Consider the following 18,930-nt stretch of genomic DNA (forward strand, 5'->3'; position numbering starts at 1 on the left):
CAGTGGGGAAGGGAGGCCCCTGATCGGTGCGGGGTGGTAGGGCCTGTCAGTGCGGAACAGGCCCATGATCGGTAGGGCCTGGGCTGCTAGTGCGGGGAGAAGACGGTGGCGATGTCGACCTCGTTCGTGTCCGGCCGCCAGGCTCCGAGGATCTGGACGTGCTGGCTCACCTTGAGCGACGACAGGTCCGACGAGGGCGGCGCCTCGGCGTGGATCGCGACCGACTTGCCGGCCACGACATGGCACAGCACCTCTTGCCCGTTGTGATCGAGGTGGATCTTCTGGCTGGTGATGTTCTTGATGTGGCCCTTGATGTTGACGATGTTGAGCCACACCGACTCCGCGGCGAGCACGCCGTCCGGCATGCGCACGCCCCGCGCGTACAGGCCGTCACCGGGCTGGGCCTGGTCGAAGGCGACCGGCCCGAGCTTCCACAGGCTGGTCCCGTCGACGACCCTGATCTGGTGGAACACCATGTTGGAGCCCAGGACGAGCAGCGTGTTGTCCTTGATCGAGCGGATCCGGCCCTCGGCGAAGTTGGGGTCGGGGGTGCCCGGCTCGATCTCGGGCGCCGCCGTGGCAAAGGCCGCCTCGGGGCCGAGCGAGCCCAGCGCGGTCGCGGCGACGACACCGGCGCCGCCACCGAGAAGTGCGGATTTGAGCAGGTTTCTTCTGCTGGTCACGGTCTGCCTCCCCTATGCCGTCGCGATCTCGCACGGCCGCAGGCCGGTGGAGAGGCTGGCGATCTGGCTGTAGGCGGCGGGGGTGAGGTCGATCAGCCGGTTGCTGGCGCAGGTCGAGCCGCAGCAGCTGCGCTCGCCGCAGAACAGGTCGGTCTGCGGGCCGCAGTCGGCGATGGCGGTGACGACGCTGGCGCCGCTGCACAGCGCCGTGGTGCGGTGGCGGAAGCCGCAGGTCCTGCGGGAGAGGCTGACGCCGCAGCTGTCGGGACGGGTGATCGCCCAGCAGGCGTCGGAGGTGTTGGGCCAGGCGTGCTGCAGGCTGCCCGAGTTGCAGGTGCCGCAGGCTCCCTTGCCGGTGCTGCTGCACGGACCCCAGGCGGTGCCGCAGCAGAACCAGGAGACTTCTCCCTGGACGGAGGCGTATAAGTCGATGGGCGGGTCGGGGGGCTGGGTACGCGCCATGCGCGTCCTCCTTGAGTGATCCCGATGGGGGGTGCTGAAGGTTTCCGACTTGATCTATGAGTACCATGTAAGGATTTTTCGTCAATGCCCTGTTTTGTAAGCAGGGCATTGACGCAGGAAACCTGCCCGCACCGGGTCGGCGGGTCAGCCCATCGTGGACCTGGGAGAACGGGTCAGCGCACGCGGACCTGAGAGGCGGCCGTGCCGCCGCCCGGCGCCCGCCATCCGGCCACCACCACCGGATCGGCGGCCAGAGCGCGGGTCAGCGGCACGGTCACGGTCGTGGACCCGCGGCCGGGGACCGGGACGACCCGGCTGCCCGCCGTCCCGCTCGCGTCGCGGACGAACAGGTGCGCCTCCCCGCCGGCGTTCGCGTGCAACGTCACCTTCACCCCGCCCTGGCCGCCCGTGGCCGAGACGACCCGGCCGCTCTCGGACGGCTTCGCCGCGGGACCGCCCGCGAGCGGCAGGCCGAGCCGGGCCGCCTGTTCCAGCGACTGCGGCGAGTCCAGGCTGGACAGGGCCGTGCTGGGGATCACCGCCTCCGGCGGGGTGGTCGGCCGGTCCGCCGGCGGGCGGTAGCCGGGCAGCGTCGCGACGCCCCACCGGTACGGGTCGCCCTGCACGCCGCCCCACGTCGACCAGCCGATCCGGGTCTGGCCGGTCTTGTCCTGGGTGTCGGAGTCGTAGACGAGGATGTTCAGCCCGAGATGGGCGGGATCGACCGCTCCCGGCAAGATCTCCATGGGGATGGCCACCTCCACGGCGTACCCTCCGTCGGTCACCTTCGACGCCACCCGCATGCCGGTGGCCGGGCCCTGGTGGTTGTCGGCGTCCCGCAGGGCGCACGCCGGGCCCTCGGCGGTCACCGGCAGCACGGCGGCCTTGAAGGTGGTGGAGGTGTTCTCGGACGTGCCGCGCGGATCGAGCGCGAGCTCGACGGAGTCGGTACGCCAGTGCCGCTTGCAGTCGGACGCCGCCAGCCGGGTGCCGAGCACGTCGTCCTTGACCTGGACCAGCGCGTACAGCGTGTCGTCGTGCCAGGCGAGCTTGGCCGTGCCCGAGCAGTCGGCCGCCGAGGAGCACGCGGTGCCCTCCCACAGGCGGGAGACGTCCACGGCGGGGCCGGCGTACTCGCCGTCGCCCTCCGCCCCGTCGACGTGCGGGGCCGCGGCGGCCTGCGGGATCGAGGCGGCCGGCACCAGTTCGAGCGCGGGGCGGCCGGTGACCGCGCCGTCCACGGTGATCGTGTAGGCGTAGTCGCCGCCCTGGTTGGAGGTCTTCAGCGAGGGGTCGGAGTTGGTGACGGTGAACGGCACCGTCGTGGCCGCCCCGGCCGCCAGATCGCGGTAGGGGGCCTCGACGCGGTCGGCGGTGAAGCCGTCGGGCAGGGCGATGCGCACGGTGCCCGACCTGGGCGAGTCGCTCACGTTCGTGACCACGACGCCGACCTGCCTGGAGCCGCCGGACGGGAGCGTGAGCACGGGCGTGACCAGGCCGCGCAGCTGCGGCACGCCCACCTCGGAGGTCCACTTCTCGTACTGGGCGACTTGGGGGAGCCACTGCTGCCCGCCGCGTACGGCGGGGCTGACCTCGACCTGCCGGTCGGTGTAGCCGCGGCCGTGCTCGGTCGTCAGCGTGGCCGCCACGCGCACCCGGCCCGCGGCCGCGTCCTGCGGCGGCGTCACCGTGAACGTCGCCGACCCGCCACGCCCGGCGGCGAGCCTGCCCAGGCCGCCGGAGCCGCTGACCAGCCAGCCCGCGGGCAGCCGCAGCGCCACGGACGAGCGCCCCAGCGCCTCGCGCGGCGGCGCGGTCGCGCCTACCGTCACGGTGAACGCCGTCCCGGGCCGGACGTCGAACGCGCTGGTACGCAGGCTGAGCAGGGTGCCGGTGGGCACGGAGCCGCTCGCCCTCGTCAGCGCGCCGTCCAGGATCGCGGTGGGCGCGGACGCCGCCGCGCTGCCCGGCTCGGGGAACGGGACCCGCGAGTCCACCTGGGTGAAGAAGTCGCAGCCGAGCTGGGCCGGGTCGGCCGGCACATCGGGGAAGACGGCCCAGCCCTGGGAGGCGTACGAGCGCTGGGCGTCGCGCTCGACGGCGGCCCAGGTCCTGCCCGCGCTCCGCGAGGCGCGCCCGCCCCAGACGCCGTAGACGTTCTGGGCCGGATTGGCGGGGCGGAAGGTCGAGGCGCAGTCCGGGCCGGTCTGCGAGGTGCCGCGCCCGCCGCCGAGCAGCAGCCGGGCCGGCGCGAACGGGCGCAGGCCCTCACGGGTGAGCTGCTCGGGGAACGCCTTGGGGTCGGCCGCGGCGTAGAACGCCTCCACGGCCAGCCGCGCGGCCTGCTGGTGGTTGCCGTGGTTGCCCGGAGTGGGCGCCGGATCCATGGTCAGCAGGACCTCGGGACGCGTCTGCCGGACGACGCGGACGACCTTCTCCAGCGTGTCGCCGCCCCAGACCTGGTCGGTCAGCGGCGCGCTCACCGTGTAGTAGAAGTCGACGTCGTCGAGGTTGAACACCTCCCGCACGCCCGCCTTGGCGACCGCGGTCCGCTCCTCGGCCTCGCGCAGCAGGCCGAGCGCCGGGCCCTCCTCGGGCCCGACCGCGTTGCCGCCGCCCTCGCCCCTGGTGACGGTGACCACGCCGGTGCGTACGCGGTGGTCCTCGTTCCACTGGCCGAGCGTGGACAGGCTGAACGCCTCGTCGTCGGGGTGGGCGCCGACGAACAACGCGTCGAGGTCGACGGGAGCGGCGGCGGCCCGTACGGGCGGGGCCGGCAGGACCGCGAGGAGAGCCACGGCGGCCAGCACCGCCATGGGACGTGAACGACGCATGGAACCTCCCGGGTTTACTCGCGTACTGCCCCCTGGAGCAGCCCGCGGACGAAGTGACGCTGGAGGAACAGGTAGAAGATCACGACCGGGGTCGCGACGATGACCGAGCCGGCCGCGAGCAGGGTGAAGCCGGAGGTGTACTGGCCCTGGAAGAAGGCCAGCCCCAGCGGCGCGGTCCGCAGCGACTCGCTGGTCACCATGATCAGCGGGATGAGGAACTCGTTCCACGTCCACATGAAGACCAGGACGGTCAGGGTGACGACCGCGGGCCGGGCCGGCGGCACCAGCACCTGCCACAGGATCCGCCAGGTCGAGGCGCCGTCGATGCGCGCGGCCTCGACGATCGCCCGGTTCGATGCGCGGAAGTACGCCCGCATCCAGAAGGTGCCGAACGCCACCGACAGCGCCACCTGCGGCAGCGCGACCGACCAGAACGTGTCGATCAGGCCCAGCGAGCGCAGGTCGAAGTAGAGCGGCACCGCGATGGCCTCGCTCGGCATCATGATCCCGAGCATGAACAGGTAGAACAGCACCGACTGGCCGCGAAAGCGCATGGTGCCGAACGCGTACCCGCTCATGATCGACAGGACGACGCTGACGACCACGACGAACGACGACACCGCCAGGCTGCTGCGCAGATAGGAGCCGAACCGGCCGATCTCCCACGCCGCCGCGAAGTTGCCCAGGCCGGAGGTGCCGCCGCTGTCGGCGGGGCCGAACGCCGCGGCCAGGATCGTCACGACGGGGAACAGCGCGAAGGCGGCGAACACCGACAGGATGACGTAGTTGGCCACCCGCTCCCCGCGCGAGATCACGAGATCCTCCTGTCCGCGAAGCGGTTGATGCCGAACGAGATCACGAAGATGACGACGGTGAGCGTGACGCCGATGGCCGCCGCGGAGCCGACCTGGCCGAGCCCGAAGGCCCGGTGGTAGACCTCGTACGACGGCACCGAGGTCGAGTCGCCCGGCCCGCCCCGCGTGGTGACGTACACCAGGTCGAACGTGCGCAGGGCGGCGATCACCGTCAGCGTCAGCGCGACCGCGATCTCCCCGCGCACCGACGGCAGCGTGACCGCGAAGAACTCCCTGACCGCCCCCGCGCCGTCGAGCCGTGCCGCCTCGTACAGCTCGCCCGGCACCCGGCTCATCCCGGCCAGCAGCAGCACGGTCACCAGCCCGGTCTCGAACCAGGTGCCGACCACGCCGACCGCGGGCAGCGCGAACGCGTAGTCGCCCAGCCAGCCGCGCGCCAGCGAGTCGAGCCCGAGCGCGCCGAGCAGGCCGTTGAGCGTGCCGTCGGGGGCGTACACGCGCCGCCACGCCACGGCCACCACGACCATGGCGATCACCTGCGGCAGGAACACCACCGTGCGGAAGAACCCGAGCCCGCGCACCTTGGCGTGATTGAGTATCGCGGCCAGCATCAGCCCGATCGCCAGCGGGATGAGCGCGTAGAAGACGATGAGCACCAGGGCGTGCGCGAACGCGGCCCGCAGCCCCTGGTCGGAGACGATCGCGAGATAGTTGTCCAGCCCGACCCACCGGCCGAGGGACAGCCCGTCCCAGTCGAACAGCGACAGGTGCACCGCGCGGCCGATCGGATAGAGCAGGAACACCGCGTAGACGGCGAAGGCGGGCAGCAGGTAGAGGTAGGCGACGCGGCGCGGCTCGCCGGGAGGCCCGGCGGTGGTGCGGGGCATCCTCAGCCGTTGCTCTCGGCGAAGGTCTTGTAGTCCTTCTCCAGCGTGGCCAGGAACTCCTGCGGTGTCGCCTTCTTGGCCAGCAGGTCCTGCAGCGCCGCGCCCAGGGTGTCGGCGAAGGTGGGGGTGGCGTAGTCGAGGTAGGGCACCAGGCCGTTCTTCGCGGTCACCGTGCCGAACGCGGTGAAGACGTCCTGCTGCGGGCCCGCGGGCACGCTCTGCGCCGCGGTGTCGGCGACCGGCAGGTTGCCGGTGGTGGTCAGCACCTTCATCGCGGCGGCGTCGGTGATGAAGTTGATGTACGCCGCCGCCGCGTCCGGGTTGGGGCTCTTGGCCGTGATGGCGAACGGCAGGCCCGTGCCCCCGGTCGCGACCGGCGCGGCGTCGGCCGCCGCGCCGGGCGGCAGCATGAAGCCGAGGTCGTCGCCCAGCGCCTTCTGCAGGTCGGCGAGCAGCCAGGTGCCCGCGATCATGAAGACGCCCTGCCCCTTTCCGAACGCCTGCCACGCCGGGTCATAGCCCTGGCCGTTGAAGCCCTCGTTGAAGTAGCCCTTGGCGGCCCAGCCGGCGAGCTGCTCGGCGGCCTTGACGTTCTCCGGCGTGTTCCACGAGGCGCCCTTGCGGCCGAAGGCCAGCGTGCCGATCTGGTCGGCGGGGACGCCGCGGCTCTGCACGGTGCCGAAGACGTGGATGGCCGGCCACTTGTCGAGGTTCCCGAGCTGCATGGGCACCTCACCGGCCGTCTTGGCCTTGGCCAGCGCCGCCTCGAACTCCGCCCACGTCTTGGGCGGCTGCAGGCCGAGGCCGGTCAGCTTGGCGCGGTTGTAGAACAGGCCGACGACCTCGCCGACCTGCGGCAGGCCGTACAGGTTGCCCTCGCCGAAGAGCTTGCCGTCCGCGCTGTAGCGCGAGTAGCGCAGCACCGAGTCGGGGTAGCGGGTCTTCCAGCCGTACGCCTCGGCGTAGGCGTCCAGCGGGCGGAGCTGCCCGGCCTTGACGAACGCGCCCATCGAGGAGCGGCCGTTGTTGGCCTCGACCACGTCGGGCGGCTCGTTGCCGCTCAGCGCCAGGCGCAGGGTCGTGTTCAGGTCGTCGAAGGAGCGGGACACCCGGTTGAGCGTGATGTTGGGGTATTTGGCGTGGAACGCGGCGTTGAGCTGCTTCATCTGGGCGGCCTGGCCCCCGCGTACCTCCTGGTCCCAGACGGTCAGGGTGACCTTGCCGAGCGCGGCGGCGTCGGTGCGCACCGGCGCCGCGCTCGACGGGGCCGCGCCTGTCGGGGAGCCGGCCGCGGGCGGGGCGGATGAGCCGGGCGCGCAGGCGGCGAGGGCCAGGGTGAGGGTCCCGGCCAGGGCCGCCGCGAGAGCCGTGGCACGTCCGGCGGGTCGTGGCCCCCGCATCGAGGCGATCATGGTGTCACTCCTTTTGCGCAGGCACGCGAGGCGCGTTCGGGTCCTCGTCCTCGGTCACGGTGGAAGGCTTCGAGGCCGCCGCGTGAGCCCCCGTCTGAGTCGCTGTCTGGGCCCCCGTCTGGGCCCCAGTCTGGGCCCCCGTCTGGGCCGGTGGGTGGGTGGCCACCTGGGAGGACAGGCTCACGTCGGCGTACCGGGCGATGGTGGCGACGGCGCGGCGGACCGCGCCCACCGGGACGGTGGGCACCAGCCGGTCGAGGAAGGCGTAACGGCGGGCCAGCGAGCTGCCGTAGGCGCCGCTGTGGCCGGCCGCCTCGCGCACCTCGTGCCACCAGTCGGCGATGTCGCCCCAGCCCGGCGCGGCCAGCGAGCCGCCGAACTCCTGCACCGCCAGCGCCGCGCAGACCTCGGCGAACGCGAGCCGGTCGGCCAGCGGCCAGCGCGACAGCGTGCCCAGCACGAAGCCGGCGCCGAAGACGTCGCCCGCGCCGGTCGGGTCGAGCGCCGTCACCCGCGGCGCGGGCACGAACGCCTCCTCGCCCGTCGAGGAGTCGATCGCCATGGCGCCGTTGGCCCCGTCGGTCACCACCGCCACGGGCACCTTGTCGGCGATCGCGTAGAGCGCGTCGCGCGGTGTGTCGGTACGCGTGTAGGCCATCGCCTCGGTCGCGTTGGGCATGAACGCGTGACAGCGTTCGAGCTGCTCCAGGACGGAGGGCGACCAGGCGCCCGACGGATCCCAGCCCACGTCGGCGAAGATGAGGGCGCCGTTGCGGTGTGCCAGGTCGGCCCAGTTGCACGTGCTGCCCGGCGTGTCCAGCGGCTCGTCGGGGGAGAGCGTCACGATGACGGCCTTGGAGCGCGGCGGCGCGCCGATCATCTCGGAGGCCGGCATGGGAGCCGGATGCCCGTGGGTCACCATGCTGCGGTCGCGGTCGACCGCCATGGAGATCGTCACCGGCGAGTGCCAGTGCTCGAAGCGCCGCGACCTGGACAGGTCCACCGACTCCTGCTCTTCGAGGGTGCGCCAGCAGAAGTCGCCGTAGTCGTCGTCGCCGAACGCCGCGGCCAGCGAGGTGCGCAGCCCGAGGCGGCTGGTGGCGATGGCGAGGTTGGCGATGCCGCCGGGGCACGATCCCATCCCGTCGGCCCAGATCTCGGTGCCCGCGGCCGGCATCGCGGCCAGGCCGGTGAAGATGATGTCGAGGAAGACGGTGCCCGCCAAGAACACGTCGAACTGCGGGCCCTCCGGGGTCCGCTCGTCGGCGAGAGGGTCGTACGCCTGGACAGACACGGGAATGAGTCCTCCTCGACACAGCGAGATGTGCGCAATCTTGCACGTTTACTCGAACACTTCAAGTGTTTGGCGCGAGTTGATGGCGCAAGATGCTTACTTGTGCGCGAATTTGACTGATAGACTCCCGCCGTGCTTCAGCGCCTCAGGCATGCGGAGATCATGCGCCGGGTCCGGCTGTCCGGCGCCACCAGCGTTCGCGATCTCGCCAGCCAGCTCGGCGTGAGCCCGTCCACCATCCGCAGGGACCTCGAGGTGCTCGACCGCGACGGCACCCTGCGCCGCGTCCGCGGCGGCGCTCTGGCCGACGCCGATGCCGACGTCACCCGGCCCTTCGCCGAGGTCGCGGCGGTCGACGAGCAGGACAAGGAGGCGGTGGCCGCCTGTGCCGCGCAGCTCGTGCGCGACGGCGAGGTGGTCCTGCTGGACATCGGCACGACGACGATGCGCCTGGCCAGGCGGCTGCGCGGGCGCCGCGTCACCGTGGTCACCTCCAGCCTGGCCGTCCTCGACGCGCTGCGCACCGACACGGAGGTCGAGCTGCTGCTGCTCGGCGGCATGGTCCGCCGCACCTACCACTCGCTGGTCGGGATGCTGACCGAGGCGGCGCTCGGCCAGGTGGTCGCCGACCGCGTGTTCCTGGGCGCGAGCGGCGTGCGGCCGGACGGGCAGCTCGTGGACACCACGCTCGCCGAGGTGCCGCTGAAGCGGGCCATGATCGCGGCGGCCGGGCAGGTGGTGCTGGTCGTGGACCGGCACAAGTTCCCCGGCACCGGCGCCCTGCGGGTGTGCGGGCCCGAGGACATCGACGTGATCGTCACGAACGAGGGCGCCGACGAGCCCACGCTGCGCGCCTGCGCGGCGGCGGGCGCGGAGGTGCTGCGCGCATGACGGCACCCGGCCTGCGGGGGCGCCGCCCGCGAGCCGCCGGTGCCGATCGGGTGCCGATCGGGTGCCGATCGGGTGCCGCCGGGTGAGGTCGAAGGGGAGTCCGTTCGCGTGAGGGAGAGCCGATGAGACTGGCCGTGCTCGGCGGTGGCGGGTTCCGGGTCCCGCTCGTGTACGGCGCGCTCCTGCGCGACGCGGGCAAGCCGCGGGTCGAGGAGGTCGTGCTGTACGACGTGTCGGCGGACCGGCTGGCGGCCGTCGAGCACGTGCTGCGCCAGCTCGCCGCCGGGCACGACGACCCGCCGGCGGTGCGGGTCACCACCGACCTGGACACCGCGCTGCGCGACGCCACGTTCGTCTTCTCCGCCATCCGCGTCGGCGGGCTGGCCGGCCGGACCGCCGACGAGCGGGTCGCGCTGGAGCTGGGCCTGCCCGGCCAGGAGACGACCGGCCCTGGAGGCGTCGCCTACGGCCTGCGGACGATCCCGGTCGCGGTGCGGGTGGCCGAGCGGGTGGCCGCCGTCGCGCCCGCCGCCTGGGTGATCAACTTCACCAACCCGGCCGGCATGATCACCGAGGCCATGCGGCGCGTGCTCGGCGACCGCGTGATCGGCATCTGCGACTCGCCCATCGGCCTCATCCGGCGCGCCGCCACGGCACTCGGGCTCGACCCGGCGCGCGTGTCGCCCGACTACGTGGGCCTCAACCATCTCGGCTGGCTGCGCGGCCTCACCCACCAGGGGCGCGACGTGCTGCCCGAGCTGCTCGCCGACGACGAGGCGCTGCGGCGGGTGGAGGAGGCGCGCGTCTTCGGCGCCGACTGGGTGCGCGTCCTGGGCGCGCTCCCCAACGAATACCTGTACTACTACTACTTCACCAGGGAGTCCGTCGCCGCGATCACCGGGCTCACCCGGGGCGAGTCGCTGCTGCGCCAGCAGGAGGACTTCTACGCCGCCGTGCGCGCGCGGCCGGGACAGGCCCTCGCGGAGTGGGGCCGGGCGCGCAGGGAGCGCGACGCGACGTACATGGCCGAGGCCCGCGACGTCACCGACGCCGGCGAGCGCTCGGCCGCCGACCTGGAGGCAGGCGGGTACGAAGGCATCGCGCTCGCCCTCATGGCCGCGATCGCCCGCGGCGAGCCGTCCACCATGATCCTCAACGTGCGCAACGGCACCGCGGTGCCCGGCCTGCCCGGCGACGCGGTGGTGGAGATCCCGTGCGCGGTCGGCGGCGCGGGCGTCCGGCCGCTGGCCACCCGGCCGCTGCCCGGCCGGTTCCTGGGCCTGGTGCAGCAGGTGAAGGCGGTGGAGCAGACAGCCATCGAGGCGGCGCTTACGGGCTCGGCGGCGCTGGCGGTCGAGGCGTTTGCGCTGCATCCGCTGGTGGACTCGGTGTCGACGGCGCGCAGGCTGTTCGACGGCTACCGCGCCCGCGTCCCGGAGCTGGCCGCCGTCTTCCCAGGGGGCCGGTAGCGGCGGGGCGTCAGGGGTGCGGCGCCTCGATCGCGTCCAGCAGCGACTCCAGCGTGGCGTCGTCCGTGGCCGGCGACATGACGGTGAGCCGGAGGTGACGGACGCCGCCGAGCTCGGTGGAGGTCAGGTAGAACGAGCCGTCGTCCATGAGCCGCTCGCGCAGCGCCGCCTGGTCGCCGTCGCCGTAGCGGAAGCAGACGATGTTGCTCTCCGGCTCGTACGGCAGCGCGAACCCGTCCCTGCGCCCCGCCAGCTCCCAGAACCGGTGGGCGGCCGCGTACCGGCGGGACACCTGCTCGCCCAGCCCTCGCTCACCCCGCCAGGCCAGGTTGAGAAAGATCTTCAACCCCAGCTCGCCCTTCGTGCATTCGAGCGTACGGGAGAGCAGGTCGAACCCCTGATCCCCGTAGAACAGGTAGCTGGCCTCCTGCTGGAAGGCGGCGTCCAGGTCGCGCTCGTCGCGGACCAGGACGGCCGCCGCCAGCGACGCGGCGGCCAGCATCTTGTGCGCGTCCCAGATGACCGAGTCGGCGAGCTCGATGCCGTCGAGCAGGTGCCGGTGGCCGGTGGTGAGCAGGGCGGAGGCGCCGTGGGCGGCGTCCACGTGGAACCAGACGTCACGGGCCCGGCACCATTCGCCGATCGCGCGCAGGTCGTCGTGGAGACCGGTGCCGGTGGCGCACGCGGAGGCCACGAGCGCCATCACCCTTTTCCCGGAAATGTCAGGCAAGCGCTCGGGGATGATCCGCCCGAGCTCGTCCGTCTCCACGGCGACCATCGCGCGGCGGCCCAGGCCCAGGATCGAGGCCGCGCGGGCGATCGAGTAGTGCGCCGAGTCCGGCGCGAGGATCACCAGGTCGCCCGGCACGCCCTCGTCCCACGCCGACGGGGCCGCCCGGGCGCGGGCCGCCAGGAGCGCCGTCAGGTTGGCCAGCGAGCCCCCGCCCGTGAGCACGCCGCCGCCGCGCGGGAACCCCACCTTGGCCAGCATCCACTTCAGCACCTCGATCTCGACCGTGGTGGCGGGCGCGCCCATCTCGTACACGGCCGCGAGGTTGTTGGCCGTCCCGTGCACGAAGTCGGCCAGGGCGGCGGGGAAGTCCGGCGGGGCGTCCTGGTGGGCCAGGTAGGCCGGATGGTGCAGCCGCGTGCCCTCCGCCAGATACGTCCTGAGGAAGCCGCGGAACGTCTCCGCCGTCAGGCCGCCCTTCGCGATCAGCTCCGCCAGCCCGAGCCGCTCGGCCAGCTCGCCGGGCGGCCGCCGCGCGAGCACGGGCACGTCCCCCCGGCGGCTCTCCGCCACGTACGCCGCCAGCTCCTCCACGGTGACCCCGGCCGCCCGCACGAACTCCTCGATGCTCCACATAACCGGTCATCATCGCCCTGACCCGAAGGATGCTCCAGCCCCCACGCGGCCGGGCCCGACCCGGAGTGACCGGCCCGGAAACCTCCGGGCTCAGGCGTCCGGGCGCGTTCCCGCGCTCGCACGGCCGGTCGAGGCGGGCCAGGTCGCCGAGCCGGAAGGTGCCCGACGCCGGCGCGGCGATCGCCCCTGGGGTCATGGCGCGGAGCCCGCCACGGGATGCCCGGATGAAACGCGAAACGCGCAGCTCGTCACACTTGTCGGGCCCGGAACGTCACTGAAGTGATGGATCGCGACGCGAAGGTGAAGCTGATGAACGAGCACGAGTTCCTGGCCGGCCGGTTCGAGGCGCACCGGGGGCACCTGAAAGCGGTGGCGTACCGGATGCTGGGCTCGCTGAGCGAGGCCGACGACGCCGTTCAGGAGGCCTGGCTGCGGCTCAGCCGCTCCGAGGCCGGCGAGGTCGAGAACCTCGGCGGCTGGCTGACCACGGTCGTCGGCCGGGTGTGCCTGGACATGCTGCGCACGCGCAGTTCGCGGCGCGAGGAGCCGCTGGAGGCGCACCTGCCCGACCCGGTGGTGAGCCCCGCAAACGGTGGCGAGCTGGATCCGGAGCAGGCCGTGCTGATCGCCGATTCCGTCGGCCTGGCGTTGCTCGTGGTGCTCGAATCGCTCACCCCGACGGAGCGGCTGGCGTTCGTGCTGCACGACATGTTCGGGGTGCCGTTCGAGGACATCGCCCCGCTCGTGGGGCGGTCCACGGCCGCGGCCAGGCAGCTGGCCAGCCGGGCGCGGCGGCGGGTGCGGGGGGCGGCGCCGGTGCCCGACCCGGATCTGAGCCGCCAGCGCGAGGTCGTGGACGCGTTCCTGGCCGCCACGCACCGAGGCGACTTCGGCGCGCTGCTCGCCGTGCTCGACCCCGACGTGGTGCTCCGCGTCGACCGCGGCCTGCCGCCGGGAGGCGGCTGGACCGAGATCCGCGGCGCGGAGAAGGTGGCCGGTCACGCCCTGGCCTTCCGCCGGCCCGCCGGCGCCGCCTCGGGCTACCCGGCGCTGGTCAACGGCGTGGCCGGAATCGTCAACACCGTGAACGGGCGCCCGGTGTCGGTCATGTGCTGCACGATCACGAACGGCCGGATCGCCGCCATCGACATCCTCGCCGACCCGGACCGCCTGGCCGAGCTCGACCTGGCGGACCTCGACGACTGACGAGCGCGCACGCCGCCCGGGCGCGGCCGGCTCACTTGGCGGCGGGGCGGGCGCGGACGTGCATGCGCTCGCCCTGGGGACCGAACAGGGCGAGGACCTCGGCGGGCACGGGGTCCGGGTTGACGGAGGCGTGCGGCGTACGCGTGTCGAACTCGGCCGCCTCGCCCGGGGTGAGGAACACCTCGTGCGGCCCGAGCAGCAGCCGCAACCGCCCGGACAGGACGTAGAGCCATTCGTAGCCCTCGTGGACCTGCTGCTCGAACTCGTGGTTCGGCCAGCCGGGCGGATAGATCTGCTTGAACGCCTGCAGCCCGCCCGACCTGCGGCTCAGCGGGATGATCGTCATCCCGGAGCGCTTGATCGGCTGCATGTGCACCCGCGGGTCGCCGGTCACCGGCGCGCCGATCAGCTCGTCGAGCTGCACCTGATGGGCGCGGGCCAGCGGCAGCAGCAGCTCCAGGGTCGGCTTGCGCTGCCCGGACTCCAGCCGGGACAGGGTGCTGACCGAGATGCCGGTGCCCTTGGACAGCTGGGCCAGCGTGGTCCCGCGCTCCTGGCGCAGCGCCCGCAGCCGCGGGCCCACCGCCTGGAGAACGTGTTCGAGGTCGTCCATATGTCTACTTTGCCATTCCAGCAATGATATTTGTCAATTCGGGGGCTGAGGGCGGACAGTGACGCATCGGATGAAACGAGAGGACGCGGGCGATGGATGCGAGATACGACGTGGTGGTCATCGGCGGCGGGGCCGCCGGGCTCAGCGGGGCGCTCGCGCTGGGCCGGGCGCGCCGCAAGGTGCTGGTGATCGATGCCGGGCAGCCGCGCAACGCGCCCGCGCAGGGCGTGCACGTGTACCTGGCGCGAGAGAGCGTGCCGCCGCTGGAGCTGCTGGCCGCGGGCCGCCACGAGGTGGAGGGGTACGGCGGCGAGATCGTGACGGGCTCGGTCGCCACCGCCGAGCGGCTGGACGGCGGGGGATTCCGGCTCGTGCTCGACGACGGGGCAGCGGTCGAGGCTGCCCGGCTGCTGGTGGCCACGGGCTCGATCGACGAGTGGCCGCAGGTGCCCGGCCTGGCGGAGCTGTGGGGGCAGGACGTGCTGCACTGCCCGTACTGCCACGGCTGGGAGGTGCGCGACCAGCCGATCGGCATCCTGGCCACCGGTCCGATGGCCGTGCATCAGGCCCTGCTCTGGCGGCAGTGGAGCGCGGACCTGACCCTCTTCCTGAACACCTGGACGGGATTGGAGGAGGAGCAGCGCGAGCAGCTCGCCGCCAGGGGCATCGCCGTGGTGGCCGAGCCGGTGACGGGGCTCGCGGTGACCGAGGGCAGGCTCAGCGGCGTGGAGCTCGCCGGCGGCCGGTCTGTGCCCTGCCGGGCGCTCGCCGTCGCCACCCGGGGCGTCGCCCGGACGAGCGGGCTGGCCGGGCTGGGGCTGGAGACGGCGGAGCAGGAAGCGCTCGGGCACTCCATCGGGGTGCGCGTCACCGTGGACGCGATGGGCGCGACGAGCGTGCCGGGCGTGTGGGCGGCCGGGAACGTGACCAACCTGACCGAACAGGTCATGGGCTCCGCGGCGGCCGGCGTACGCGCCGGCGCGGCCATCAACGCCGACCTGATCGCCGAGGAGACCCGCGCCGCCGTGGCCGCCCACCGCGCCGGAGCCTCCGGCGACGAGACGGCCGGTCACCATGCTCCCGGCCAGGCCGCCGACCTCGACTACGGGGCGGAGTACTGGGACGGCCGTTATGCCGAGCGCCCGCAGCTCTGGAGCGGGCAGCCGAACGAGATCCTGGCCCGCGAGGCCGCCGGCCTGACCCCCGGCAGGGCGCTCGACCTGGGCAGCGGCGAGGGCGGCGACGCGATCTGGCTGGCCGGCCTGGGCTGGCGGGTCACCGCCGCCGACATCTCCGGCGTCGCCCTCGACCGGGCCGCGACCCTGGCCAAGGCGGCAGAGGTGCAGGACCGCATCGACTGGCAGCGCCACGACCTGGGCGTCTCCTTCCCCGAGGGCGAGTTCGAGCTGGTCTCCGCCTGCTACCTGCACTCCCTCGGCGACATGCCGCGCGACCGCATCCTGCGCGCCGCCGCCGCGGCCGTCGTGCCGGGCGGGGTGCTGCTGGTCGTCGGGCACGCCGGCTGGCCGGCCGGTGCGGAGGTGCCGCACCCCGGCGTGCACTTCCCCACGCCGCAGGAGGTCCTGGACGCGCTCGAGCTGCCGGAGGGGGAGTGGGAGGTGCTGCGCGCTGAGGAGTTCGAGCGCACCTACGTGGACCCCGACGGCCGGGAGGGCACCCGCCCGGACAACGTGCTCAAGCTCCGCCGCCGCGGGTAGCCCATCGGGCCTCAGCCCGGGGTGGCCGGCTCGATGGTCTGGAAGAAGGCCCGCAGCTTCTCGGACGACCGCCAGGCGGCGGCCGACAGCGTGTCCCGCTCGGCCGGGGGCAGGCTGCGGGAGTTACCAGCAGACGTCCACGAGGTTGCTCGCCTCGGTGGAGGTGATCTGGGTGGCCGAGTTGACCTGGCGGCGGCCGCGGCCACGAGCAGGCCGATGACGGCGATGAACATGAGACTCTCACTCTCTGCGTTTGGTTAAAACGCAGAGTAGCGAGAAGTCAGCAAAGAGTCACGATCCGGGGAGGGCGCGATAGGCGGTGCCCTTACCGGAGAGCCGGGTCGCCGCCGCGCCGGCCGGGACGAACGCCGACTGGCCGGGCCGGAGCGTCAGCGTGCCGTCGAGGGTGGTCTCGCCCTCGATGCAGACGACGATCTGGGGCAGGCCGCCGGGCAGGGAGTGCGAGTCCTCGCCCGTCAGGTCGTAGCGGGTGAGGGCGAACTCGGGGACGGGCGGCCGGTAGTGGCGCTCGCCGGGCGCGTCCTCCTCCGGCCGGACCAGGAACGGGTCCGCCGCCGTGAAGTCCACGATCCGCATGAGCTCGGGCACGTCCACGTGCTTGCCGGTGAGCCCGCAGCGCAGCACGTTGTCGGAGTTGGCCATCACCTCGACGCCGATGCCGCCGAGGTAGGCGTGCGGGACCCCCGCGCCCAGGTAGAGGGCCTCGCCGGGAAGCAGGCGGACCTCGTGCAGCAGGAGGGCGGCGGTCACGCCGGCGTCGCCGGGGCAGGCGCGGGCCAGCTCGCGGTAGACGGCCAGGTCGTCGCGGGAGGAGCCGAGCAGGGCCCGCTCGACCTGCTCGCGCACCGGCCGGGCCGGCTCGCCGAGCATCTCGGCGAACACGGCCCGCAGGGCGTGGCCGGGCTCCTCGGCCCTGAGCGTGTCGATCCAGGGCTGGAGCTCGGCCAGGCCGAGCAGGTCGAGCAGGTCCGCGGTCGCGGTGGGCTCCCTGAACCCGCACAGCCCGTGGAACGCGGTGATCGCGCACACCATCTCGGGCTTGTGCGAGGCGTCCTTGTAGTTGCGGTCGAAGGCGTCGAGCGGGACGCCGCGCGCCGTCTCGTCGGCGAACCCGGCCGCGGCCTGCTCGGTGGTCGGGTGGACCTGGAGGGACAGCGGGTGCTCGATGGCCAGCACCTTCAGCAGGTACGGCAGGACCGGGCCGAACCGGGCCGCGGACCGCTCGCCGAGGGTGCCTTCGGGGTCGCGGGCGATGAGCTCGTCGAGCGGGACGCCGTCCACGGTCGAGGGGTCGCCGGGGTGCGCTCCCATCCAGAGCTCGGCCTGCGGCCGGCCGGTGGGCTCAGTTCCGAACAGGTGCGGCAGGGCGGTCACCGAGCCCCAGGCGTACGGGCGGATGACGGTGGCCAGGCGCATGGGAGCGGCGGCCGGTGGCTGGGCGGGCTGTGGCACGTCGTGGACTCCAATCTCGGTCCAAGGAGCGTAGAACGGGATCGGCGCCTGCGCGTAGCCGGGGGCCGGTGCTGGACACCGACTATACGTAGGTATAGCCTGCTTTTCACCTGAACAGTAAGCTATACGAATGAACAGGAGGGGCGGCGTGACGACCGCACCGGACCCCGAGGACCTGACGGCCCGCGCCCGGATCAGGGACGCCGCCATGTGGCACTTCGGCGAGCACGGTTTCGAGCGGGCCACGATCCGGGGCATCGCCGAGACCGCCGGAGTCTCGCTGGGCCTGGTACGCCACCACTTCGGCTCGAAGGAGGCGCTGCGCGAGGCCTGCGACGAGCACCTGATGAAGACGATCCACCGGCTGCACGAGCACGCCGCGAGCGCCCAGGGCGGGCTCAACCCGGTCGCCGCCATGGGCCCCTACCAGCGCTATCTCGCCCGGGCGCTGGCCGACGGGTGGGCGGCGCCGCTGTTCGACGAGATGGTCAGGATCGGCGAGCGGTGGCTCACCGAAGCCGACAAGCGCCGCCCCGACCCCCCGGACGTCGACGCCAAGGCCCGGTCCGCGGTGATCGCCGCCATGGCGTTGTCGGTCGCCGTCCTGTCCCAGCACCTTTCGCGTGGCCTGGGCGTCGACGTGACCACCCCGGAAGGCGAGGCCAAGCTGCTGCGGGTGCTGCTCGACGTCTACTCCCATCCCCTGCTCACGCCGGAGGAGGCCGCCGCCGCCCGGGCGGCGCTCGACGGCGGCCGGGCGACCTGAACTCGTGAGGAGCACCATCATGACCGATGCCATCAGCGTGTCCGGGCTGGTGAAGTCCTTCGGCGCGACCCGCGCCCTGGACGGTCTCGACCTCACCGTGCGCACCGGCGAGGCGCACGGCTTCCTCGGGCCCAACGGCGCGGGCAAGAGCACCACGATCAGGATCCTGCTGGGCCTGGTGCGCGCCGACGCGGGCCGGGCCACGCTGCTCGGCGGCGATCCCTGGACGCAGGCGGCCGACCTGCACCGGCGGCTGGCGTACGTGCCGGGTGACGTGACGTTATGGCCCACCCTGTCCGGCGGGGAGGCGATCGACCTGCTCGGACGGCTGCGCGGCGGCCTCGACCGGCGGCGCAAGGCGGACCTGCTGGAGCGCTTCGCCCTGGACCCGCGCAAGAAGGGCCGCACCTACTCCAAGGGCAACCGGCAGAAGGTGGCGCTGGTGGCCGCGCTGGCCTCCGACGCCGAGCTGCTGATCCTGGACGAGCCCACCTCCGGTCTCGACCCGCTGATGGAGGAGGTGTTCAGGGAGTGCGTCAGGGAGGAGCTGCGCCGCGGCGACCGTACGGTGCTGCTGTCGAGCCACATCCTGGCCGAGGTCGAGGCGCTCTGCGACCGGGTGACGATCATCCGTGACGGGCGGTCCGTGGAGACCGGCACCCTCGCGGACCTGCGGCACCTGACCCGCACGTCGATCGAGGCCGAGCTGGCCGGCCCGGCGGACGGGCTGGCCCAGCTGCCGGGGGTGCACGACCTGAGCGCCGTGGGCGGCCGTGTCCGGTTCACCGTCGACACGGCCGCCCTCGACCCGGCGCTGCGCCGGCTCACCGCCGTGGGCGTGCGCAGCCTCGTCAGCCGGCCGCCCACGCTGGAGGAGCTGTTCCTGCGCCACTACGACACGCACGCGGTGCCGAGCTAGCCCCGTTTTCCGCACGTCGAGGTGAGTGAAGATCGCCGAGTTTGCCGCAGTGATCGTCGCGCGGTATGACGTGGCTGGTGAGACAGCGCGCGCAGTGGGGTCAGGCCAGTGTCGAGAAGATG

17 protein-coding genes are annotated in these 18,930 nt (G+C 73.1%); 6 read left to right on the forward strand and 11 right to left on the reverse strand.

From position 1 onward, the window contains the following. Nucleotides 1-86: 86 nt before the first annotated feature. The 7 genes from ETD85_RS46860 to ETD85_RS46890 all read right to left on the reverse strand — a co-directional run bounded on the left by ETD85_RS46860 (nucleotide 87) and on the right by ETD85_RS46890 (nucleotide 8,387). Nucleotides 87-683, reverse strand: a complete 597-nt coding sequence (locus ETD85_RS46860; RefSeq protein WP_138696327.1) for a cell wall protein — start codon at nucleotides 681-683, stop codon at nucleotides 87-89. A gap of 12 nt (nucleotides 684-695) precedes the next feature. After that, nucleotides 696-1,145 (reverse strand): RlpA-like double-psi beta-barrel domain-containing protein, encoded by a 450-nt coding sequence (locus ETD85_RS46865; protein ID WP_138696328.1) that lies wholly within the window; start codon nucleotides 1,143-1,145, stop codon nucleotides 696-698. Between the two features lie 173 nt (nucleotides 1,146-1,318). Next, entirely contained in the window at nucleotides 1,319-3,979 is a 2,661-nt protein-coding gene (locus ETD85_RS46870; RefSeq protein ID WP_240779879.1) for a sugar-binding protein, read from the reverse strand. 14 nt (nucleotides 3,980-3,993) lie between these two features. After that, on the reverse strand, nucleotides 3,994-4,794 hold the full coding sequence (locus ETD85_RS46875) for a carbohydrate ABC transporter permease (RefSeq protein WP_138696329.1): 801 nt from the start codon (nucleotides 4,792-4,794) through the stop codon (nucleotides 3,994-3,996). Continuing rightward, complete coding sequence (locus ETD85_RS46880; RefSeq protein WP_138696330.1) at nucleotides 4,791-5,681, reverse strand: carbohydrate ABC transporter permease; 891 nt, start codon at nucleotides 5,679-5,681, stop codon at nucleotides 4,791-4,793. Before ETD85_RS46880 ends, ETD85_RS46875 begins: the two co-directional genes overlap by 4 nt. A 2-nt stretch (nucleotides 5,682-5,683) precedes the next feature. Next, a complete protein-coding gene (locus ETD85_RS46885) occupies nucleotides 5,684-7,093 on the reverse strand; it encodes an extracellular solute-binding protein (RefSeq protein WP_240779880.1) in 1,410 nt (469 codons plus the stop codon). A 4-nt stretch (nucleotides 7,094-7,097) separates the two neighbouring features. After that, on the reverse strand, nucleotides 7,098-8,387 hold the full coding sequence (locus ETD85_RS46890; RefSeq protein WP_138696331.1) for a carbohydrate kinase family protein: 1,290 nt from the start codon (nucleotides 8,385-8,387) through the stop codon (nucleotides 7,098-7,100). A 132-nt stretch (nucleotides 8,388-8,519) separates the two neighbouring features. Here ETD85_RS46890 and ETD85_RS46895 point away from each other — a divergent pair, with 132 nt between their 5' ends. Together ETD85_RS46895 and ETD85_RS46900 are read left to right on the forward strand one after the other, a co-directional pair. Further along, nucleotides 8,520-9,278 (forward strand): DeoR/GlpR family DNA-binding transcription regulator, encoded by a 759-nt coding sequence (locus ETD85_RS46895; protein WP_138696332.1) that lies wholly within the window; start codon nucleotides 8,520-8,522, stop codon nucleotides 9,276-9,278. Nucleotides 9,279-9,400: 122 nt separating this feature from the next. Then, on the forward strand, nucleotides 9,401-10,747 hold the full coding sequence (locus ETD85_RS46900) for a 6-phospho-beta-glucosidase (RefSeq protein ID WP_138696333.1): 1,347 nt from the start codon (nucleotides 9,401-9,403) through the stop codon (nucleotides 10,745-10,747). Nucleotides 10,748-10,757: 10 nt separating this feature from the next. Here the strand turns inward: ETD85_RS46900 and ETD85_RS46905 are convergent, their stop codons facing one another. Next, complete coding sequence (locus ETD85_RS46905) at nucleotides 10,758-12,113, reverse strand: pyridoxal phosphate-dependent decarboxylase family protein (RefSeq protein ID WP_138696334.1); 1,356 nt, start codon at nucleotides 12,111-12,113, stop codon at nucleotides 10,758-10,760. A 309-nt stretch (nucleotides 12,114-12,422) separates the two neighbouring features. Between ETD85_RS46905 and ETD85_RS46910 the strand changes: the two genes are divergently transcribed. Further along, entirely contained in the window at nucleotides 12,423-13,319 is an 897-nt protein-coding gene (locus ETD85_RS46910) for a sigma-70 family RNA polymerase sigma factor (RefSeq protein WP_138696335.1), read from the forward strand. 31 nt (nucleotides 13,320-13,350) lie between these two features. Here the strand turns inward: ETD85_RS46910 and ETD85_RS46915 are convergent, their stop codons facing one another. Then, nucleotides 13,351-13,932: a helix-turn-helix transcriptional regulator gene (locus ETD85_RS46915; protein WP_138696336.1), complete on the reverse strand. Its 582-nt coding sequence runs from the start codon at nucleotides 13,930-13,932 to the stop codon at nucleotides 13,351-13,353. 92 nt (nucleotides 13,933-14,024) lie between these two features. On the opposite strand from ETD85_RS46915, the gene ETD85_RS46920 reads away from it, so the two are divergent. Next, nucleotides 14,025-15,650: a bifunctional NAD(P)/FAD-dependent oxidoreductase/class I SAM-dependent methyltransferase gene (locus ETD85_RS46920; RefSeq protein ID WP_138696337.1), complete on the forward strand. Its 1,626-nt coding sequence runs from the start codon at nucleotides 14,025-14,027 to the stop codon at nucleotides 15,648-15,650. Between the two features lie 11 nt (nucleotides 15,651-15,661). Here the strand turns inward: ETD85_RS46920 and ETD85_RS46925 are convergent, their stop codons facing one another. Together ETD85_RS46925 and manA are read right to left on the reverse strand one after the other, a co-directional pair. Then, complete coding sequence (locus ETD85_RS46925; protein ID WP_138696338.1) at nucleotides 15,662-15,883, reverse strand: hypothetical protein; 222 nt, start codon at nucleotides 15,881-15,883, stop codon at nucleotides 15,662-15,664. 58 nt (nucleotides 15,884-15,941) lie between these two features. Then, nucleotides 15,942-17,123 (reverse strand): mannose-6-phosphate isomerase, class I, encoded by a 1,182-nt coding sequence (gene manA, locus ETD85_RS46930; protein WP_240779881.1) that lies wholly within the window; start codon nucleotides 17,121-17,123, stop codon nucleotides 15,942-15,944. A gap of 148 nt (nucleotides 17,124-17,271) precedes the next feature. Between manA and ETD85_RS67080 the strand changes: the two genes are divergently transcribed. Together ETD85_RS67080 and ETD85_RS46940 are read left to right on the forward strand one after the other, a co-directional pair. Further along, nucleotides 17,272-17,889, forward strand: coding sequence for a TetR/AcrR family transcriptional regulator (locus tag ETD85_RS67080; RefSeq protein WP_276617367.1), 618 nt, complete (start codon nucleotides 17,272-17,274; stop codon nucleotides 17,887-17,889). Between the two features lie 19 nt (nucleotides 17,890-17,908). Next, nucleotides 17,909-18,808, forward strand: coding sequence for an ABC transporter ATP-binding protein (locus ETD85_RS46940; RefSeq protein ID WP_138696340.1), 900 nt, complete (start codon nucleotides 17,909-17,911; stop codon nucleotides 18,806-18,808). Nucleotides 18,809-18,930: the final 122 nt, after the last annotated feature.

The organism is Nonomuraea zeae, assembly GCF_005889725.1.
In the GTDB taxonomy this organism is placed as follows: domain Bacteria; phylum Actinomycetota; class Actinomycetes; order Streptosporangiales; family Streptosporangiaceae; genus Nonomuraea; species Nonomuraea zeae.

What these genes read in the sequence shown, in the direction of transcription:
- ETD85_RS46885 (WP_240779880.1), bottom strand. Translation starts at nt 7,093, where the DNA reads ATGATCGCCTCGATGCGGGGGCCACGACCCGCCGGACGTGCCACGGCT.
- ETD85_RS46920 (WP_138696337.1), top strand. Translation starts at nt 14,025, where the DNA reads ATGGATGCGAGATACGACGTGGTGGTCATCGGCGGCGGGGCCGCCGGG.
- ETD85_RS46940 (WP_138696340.1), top strand. Translation starts at nt 17,909, where the DNA reads ATGACCGATGCCATCAGCGTGTCCGGGCTGGTGAAGTCCTTCGGCGCG.
- ETD85_RS46900 (WP_138696333.1), top strand. Translation starts at nt 9,401, where the DNA reads ATGAGACTGGCCGTGCTCGGCGGTGGCGGGTTCCGGGTCCCGCTCGTG.
- ETD85_RS46865 (WP_138696328.1), bottom strand. Translation starts at nt 1,145, where the DNA reads ATGGCGCGTACCCAGCCCCCCGACCCGCCCATCGACTTATACGCCTCC.
- ETD85_RS46905 (WP_138696334.1), bottom strand. Translation starts at nt 12,113, where the DNA reads ATGTGGAGCATCGAGGAGTTCGTGCGGGCGGCCGGGGTCACCGTGGAG.
- ETD85_RS46910 (WP_138696335.1), top strand. Translation starts at nt 12,423, where the DNA reads ATGAACGAGCACGAGTTCCTGGCCGGCCGGTTCGAGGCGCACCGGGGG.
- ETD85_RS46870 (WP_240779879.1), bottom strand. Translation starts at nt 3,979, where the DNA reads ATGCGTCGTTCACGTCCCATGGCGGTGCTGGCCGCCGTGGCTCTCCTC.
- ETD85_RS46915 (WP_138696336.1), bottom strand. Translation starts at nt 13,932, where the DNA reads ATGGACGACCTCGAACACGTTCTCCAGGCGGTGGGCCCGCGGCTGCGG.
- ETD85_RS46880 (WP_138696330.1), bottom strand. Translation starts at nt 5,681, where the DNA reads ATGCCCCGCACCACCGCCGGGCCTCCCGGCGAGCCGCGCCGCGTCGCC.
- ETD85_RS46925 (WP_138696338.1), bottom strand. Translation starts at nt 15,883, where the DNA reads ATGTTCATCGCCGTCATCGGCCTGCTCGTGGCCGCGGCCGCCGCCAGG.